The 5,518-nt window shown below is 61.9% G+C and carries 5 protein-coding genes; 4 read left to right on the top strand and 1 reads right to left on the bottom strand.

Features of this window, described 5'->3' with window-relative positions:
• Together xylA and PDO_RS09455 are read left to right on the top strand one after the other, a co-directional pair.
• Positions 1-1,269 (top strand): xylose isomerase (gene xylA, locus PDO_RS09460; protein ID WP_007600869.1); only part of this gene is annotated, 1,269 nt, incomplete at its 5' end.
• A 173-nt stretch (positions 1,270-1,442) separates the two neighbouring features.
• Positions 1,443-1,856 carry a VOC family protein gene (locus PDO_RS09455; protein ID WP_007600867.1) on the top strand — a complete coding sequence of 138 codons (414 nt, stop codon included), beginning with the start codon at positions 1,443-1,445 and terminating at the stop codon, positions 1,854-1,856.
• A gap of 75 nt (positions 1,857-1,931) precedes the next feature.
• Here the strand turns inward: PDO_RS09455 and PDO_RS09450 are convergent, their stop codons facing one another.
• The gene (locus tag PDO_RS09450; RefSeq protein ID WP_037073193.1) at positions 1,932-2,951 is read right to left on the bottom strand and encodes a LacI family DNA-binding transcriptional regulator; all 1,020 of its coding nucleotides are present in this window, start codon (positions 2,949-2,951) and stop codon (positions 1,932-1,934) included.
• Between the two features lie 178 nt (positions 2,952-3,129).
• Here PDO_RS09450 and PDO_RS09445 point away from each other — a divergent pair, with 178 nt between their 5' ends.
• Both PDO_RS09445 and PDO_RS09440 read left to right on the top strand, forming a co-directional pair.
• Entirely contained in the window at positions 3,130-4,656 is a 1,527-nt protein-coding gene (locus tag PDO_RS09445; RefSeq protein WP_007600862.1) for a sugar ABC transporter ATP-binding protein, read from the top strand.
• Between the two features lie 93 nt (positions 4,657-4,749).
• Positions 4,750-5,518 (top strand): ABC transporter permease (locus PDO_RS09440; protein ID WP_007600860.1); only part of this gene is annotated, 769 nt, incomplete at its 3' end.

Raw genomic sequence — 5,518 nt, 5'->3', positions numbered from 1 at the left:
GAAGGCACCGACAGCACCAATCCGCTGGCCTATCGCCACTACAACCCCGATGAAGTGGTCGCCGGCAAGCGCATGGAAGACCATCTGCGCTTTGCGATTGCCTATTGGCACACATTCGCCTGGGAAGGTGGAGACCCCTTTGGTGGTCGCACGTTCGACCGCCCCTGGTATGGCAGCGGCATGGACAAGGCGAAGCTGAAGGCGGATGTCGCCTTTGAAATGTTCAGCCTGCTCGGCACGCCTTACTATTGCTTCCACGATGCCGATGCGCGTCCGGAAGGCGACAGCTTTGCCGAGAACACAAAGAACCTGAACGAGATCGTCGACTACTTCGCGCAGAAGCAGGCCGAGACCGGCGTCAAGCTGCTCTGGGGCACGGCGAACCTGTTTTCGCATCGCCGCTACATGTCGGGCGCCTCGACCAATCCGGATCCGGATGTGTTTGCCTTCAGTGCCGCGACGGTCAAGACCTGCATGGATGCGACCATGCGTCTGGGCGGCGAGAACTACGTGCTCTGGGGTGGTCGCGAGGGTTATGAGACCCTGCTAAACACCGACCTGAAGCGGGAACTGGACCAGATGGGCCGCTTCCTCAACCTGGTGGTCGAATACAAGCACAAGATCGGCTTCAAGGGCGCGCTGCTGATCGAGCCGAAGCCGCAGGAGCCGACCAAGCACCAGTATGACTACGACGTCGCGACCGTCTACGGCTTCCTCAAGACCTACGGTCTGGAGAAGGAAGTGAAGGTCAATATCGAACAGGGCCATGCGATCCTGGCCGGCCATACGTTCGAGCACGAACTGGCGCTGGCCAATGCGCTCGGCATCTTCGGCTCGATCGACATGAACCGCAACGACTACCAGTCCGGCTGGGATACCGACCAGTTCCCCAACAATGTGCCGGAAATGGCGCTGGCCTATTACCAGGTTCTCGCCGGCGGCGGCTTTACCACCGGTGGCACCAATTTCGACGCCAAGCTGCGCCGCCAGTCGATCGATCCGGCCGACCTGCTGATCGGCCATATCGGCGGCATGGATTGCTGCGCCCGTGGCCTGAAGGCCGCGGCGAAGATGATCGAGGACAAGGCGCTGTCGGGTCCGCTGGCCTCGCGCTATGCCGGTTGGGACAAGGCCGAAAACCAGACGATGCTGCGCGGCGAGGAAAGCCTCGAGGCGATCGCCGCCCGCGTCGAGGCCAAGGGCATCAATCCGCAGCCGAAGTCGGGTCAGCAGGAACTGCTGGAGAATGTGGTCAATCGCTACGTCTGAGATGTCGGTGTATCCGAATGGCGGGGCCGGGGCACGGGAGTGCTCCGGCCTTTGCATGTTTGCCTGGAATGCCTTGTCGTCATCGCAGAATCGGCTAATCTCGAGCGATGCTTTTTACGCCCGATGCTAAGTCCCAGTGATGCAGCTCCGCACCGACTTCAGCGGGGAAAACGATGCGTTTCGTCAATCCTATTCCATTCGTTGAAGACATTGGTCGCTCCAAGGCATTTTACCAGGAGAGGCTCGGCCTCCGGATCATCGAGGATTTCGGCAACTTCGTTATGTTTGAAACGGGTTTTGCAATCCATGAGGGGCAGTCCCTCGAGCAGACAATCTGGCGGCAGGTCTCCGAAGGGGGCGCGGCCTACGGGCGAAGGAACCTGCTGCTCTATTTCGAACACGACGATCTCGACTGGATTTTTCAGGCAATTTCGCCGCATGTCGAGTTGATACATCCGATTGAGCGGCAGGCATGGGGACAGCGGGTCTTCCGTTTCTATGATCCGGATGGACACGCGATCGAGATAGGCGAGCCGCAGGATCCGTGCGCCGAGAATGGCAGTCTTATGACGTCGGATGGCCACTAGAAAGCCGTGCTGGGTTGAGAATTTTGGCACGCGACGACAATTCTCCGCATGCTTCGTCGGACTGCAGGTATCGTCCTATCTTTTGCCCGGTCCCGTCACCGAGCCCCTGACGATCAGGTCCGGCATGATCAGGATCTCGCGCCGCTCGGTCGGGCGCTCGGCGAGTGTTTCCAGCAGCAGTGCCATGGCCTGGCGGCCGATGGCGCTGCGCGGCTGGCGGATCGTGGTCAAGGCCGGGTTGACATAGGTTGCCTGCGGCACGTCGTCGAAGCCGATGATCGAAAAGTCGCGCGGCAGGTCGTAGCCGCGAGCGGTCAGGCCGTTGATGACGCCGACGGCTGTCGCGTCGTTGACGCACATGAAGGCAGTCGGCAGCGTGTCGCGCATGAACAGTTGTTCGACGGCGAGGCGGCCGCTTTCGATCGTGCCGTCGCCTTCCAGGACCAGCCGGTGGTCCGGCGGAATGCGGGCGGCGTCGAGGGCGAGGTCGTAGCCCTGGCGGCGTCGCTGATGGCCGAGCCGGGTTTTCGCATCGCCGATGAAGGCGATGCGGCGGTGGCCGGCCGAGAGAAGATGTTCGGCCGCCTTGCGGGCGCCGGCCGTGTCATCGACGCCGACATAGGAGGTCTTCGAGCCGAAGACCGGTTCGAAGACGGCAACGGACGGCGGTAGGCGCTGGCCGAGCACTTGGTGGCCAAAGGGTTCGTGGCCGGTGAACAGCACGAGGCCGGCAGCCTGGCCGGAGCTCAGGAATTTCAGATATTCCAGCCCGCGCTCGGGGTCGTTCTGTGTATGGCCGATCAGCACGCCGAAACCATGGGCGCGTGCCTCGTTTTCAAGCCCGATCAGCGTGGTGGAGAAATTCGGGTCGCCAATGTCCGGCGCCAGGATCAGGATCATGTTGGAGCGGCCCATGCGCAGCGAGCGGGCCATGGCATTGGTGGTGTAGCCGGTGATCGCAATCGCCTGATTGACGCGTTGGCGGGTGGTCTTCGCCACCTTGTCGGGGGTATGGATGGCACGGCTCACCGTGGCGATCGACACCTCGGCAATGCGTGCAACATCGTCAATCGTGGCCGGCGCTGAATTCGGCACGCTGCCCCATCCCCCTATCCATATGGAATCGTTGGAGACCTTATCTGCTGTGCTGCGGCTGCGAAAGCCGAGAGGGCGGTAAAACATCCCTGTGAATGGATGATGTAAACCTTTACATAGATCATGTAAACCTTTACATAGGTCCGTATAGCGGTTGAGGAGCCGCCGGGAGGATTGCATGACTGGGACCGGGAACGACGCGCGCAAAGCCGTGCTCGTGGCAGAGCGTATCTCTAAATCGTTTGGTGATGTGCAGGTGCTGTTCAGCGTCGATTTCGACGTGCTGCCCGGTGAAGTGCATGCGCTGATGGGTGAGAACGGCGCTGGAAAGTCGACGCTGGTGAAGATCCTGTCGGGTTTTGAGCAGGCAACCGCCGGGCGCATCCTGCTGGACGGCCAGCCGGTGATCTTGCCGCCCAATGGTGCGGCGGAAGCGCTGGGCATCGTGCTGATCCACCAGGAATTCAATCTTGCAGAGCATCTGACGGTCACCGAAAGCCTGTTTCTCGGGCGTGAAGTCACGCGTTTTGGCGTGCTCGACCGCAAGTTCATGCGCGCCGAGACGGTGCGGGCGCTCGAGCAGCTCGGCTCGCCGATCGATCCGGATGCGCTGATCAGCTCGCTGGCGGTGGCCGACAAGCAGATGGTCGAGATCGCCAAGGCAATCAGCCGCAAGGCGCGCATCGTGTTCATGGACGAGCCGACCGCCGTTTTGTCGCGCGAAGAGACCGATGTGCTGTTTGCCCAGGTGCGCAAGCTGCGCGCCCAGGGCACGAGCTTCGTCTTTGTCAGCCACAAGCTGGACGAGGTGATGGAACTGACCGACCGGGTCACGGTCTTGCGGGACGGCCAGTGGGTGAAGACGGCGCCGACCGCCGTGCTTGATGGCGAATCCATCGCTCAGCTGATGGTCGGGCGCGAGCTTTCCAGCCTCTATCCGACCAAGCATGAGCCGAATGTCGATGAAGAGGTGGTGCTTTCGGTCAAGGATCTGAGCACCGGTTATGTGAAGCATGTCAGCTTCGAGCTGAAAAAGGGCGAAGTGCTCGGCTTTTCCGGTCTGATCGGTTCCGGCCGCACGGAGCTGATGGAGGCGGTTGCCGGTTTGCGGCCGCGTCTCTCAGGTGTCGTCCAGCTCAAGGGCGCGGACCTGTTGCCGGAGGATTTCCGCGAGGCCAACCGACGCGGGCTGGCCTACATGACCAAGGACCGCAAGGGCAAGGGCCTGCTGCTCGGCGAAGGCATGACGGCGAACCTGACGCTGCAGGCGATCGATCAGCATATCCGTCACGGCTATCTCGACCCGTCGAGCGAGGCGAAGGCGATGGCGCGGGCCAAGCGCCGCTTCGATATCCGCGTGCGTGATGACCGGGTGCGGGTCGGGCGCATGTCGGGTGGCAACCAGCAGAAGCTGCTGCTGGCGAAGATCATGGAGATCGAGCCGCAGATCATCATCATCGACGAGCCCACGCGCGGCATCGATGTCGGGACCAAGCAGCAGATCTATCATTTCATTGCAGCACTCGCCCGCGAAGGGCGCTCGATCATCGTGATTTCCTCGGAAATGCCGGAAGTGATCGGGCTTTGCACCCGGGTGGCGGTGATGCGCGAGGGGCGGATGGTCGGCATACTGGAAGGCGAGGAGATCAGCGAACAGGTGATCATGCGCTACGCCGCCGGACTAAAGAGACAACTGGCCAGCTGACGGGTCCGACTCTGCCGGATCACGCATCGCGCCACAGACAAGAGACATGGGGCAGGGCCGCTTAAAAAGCGCTCGCCCGGGAGGAGACGACCCGTGAACACGACTGCCGAGACTGAGAGCACACCTGAAATCCGCGGCCGGCGCACCTGGCGCGATGTCGATCTGCGTGCCGTTGCGCCCTTTGCGGCCTTGCTGCTGCTTTTGATCGTTGGCGCCATGGTCAATCCGAATTTCATCGGCCTCAACAACCTGGCCAATGTCGCGACCCGCTCGGCTTTCATCGCGATCATCGCGGTTGGCGCAACCTTCGTGATCTCCTCGGGCGACCTTGATCTCTCGGTCGGTTCGATGGTCGCGTTCGTCGCCAGCCTGATGATCCTGTTCATGAACTCCGGCGTGATTGCCGATCCGGCGCTGATGCTGGCGGCGGCAGTCGTTCTGACCGTCATCATCGGCTCGCTCTGCGGCCTGGCCAATGGCCTGATCACCACGGTCGGCAAGATCGAACCGTTTATCGCGACGCTCGGCACGATGGGCATCTATCGCGGCCTTACCACCTGGCTCTCCCAGGGCGGGGCGATCACCCTGCGTTCCCCCGAACAGCAGGAACTGTATCGCCCCGTCTATTTTGGTTCGTTCCTCGGCATGCCGCTGCCGATCCTGATCATCCTGATCGTGACGGCGATCGCCGCCTTCATCCTCTATCGCACGCGTTACGGTCGCCATGTGGTGGCTGTCGGTTCGAGCCGCGACGTGGCACGTTATTCCGGCATCGCCGTCGACCGGGTGCGCACCATCGCCTTCATCATCCAGGGTCTCTGCGTTGCGATCGCCGTGCTGCTCTATGTGCCGCGGCTCGGAT

The organism is Rhizobium sp. PDO1-076, assembly GCF_000247475.1.
GTDB lineage: Bacteria > Pseudomonadota > Alphaproteobacteria > Rhizobiales > Rhizobiaceae > Allorhizobium.
The sequence above is the reverse complement of the archived record's forward strand: the minus strand, read 5'-3'. Positions and strand labels throughout refer to the sequence as shown.

Bases quoted from the DNA above. Each gene is read 5' to 3' on its own strand.
- PDO_RS09455 (WP_007600867.1), top strand. From the start codon at position 1,443: ATGCGTTTCGTCAATCCTATTCCATTCGTTGAAGACATTGGTCGCTCC.
- PDO_RS09445 (WP_007600862.1), top strand. From the start codon at position 3,130: ATGACTGGGACCGGGAACGACGCGCGCAAAGCCGTGCTCGTGGCAGAG.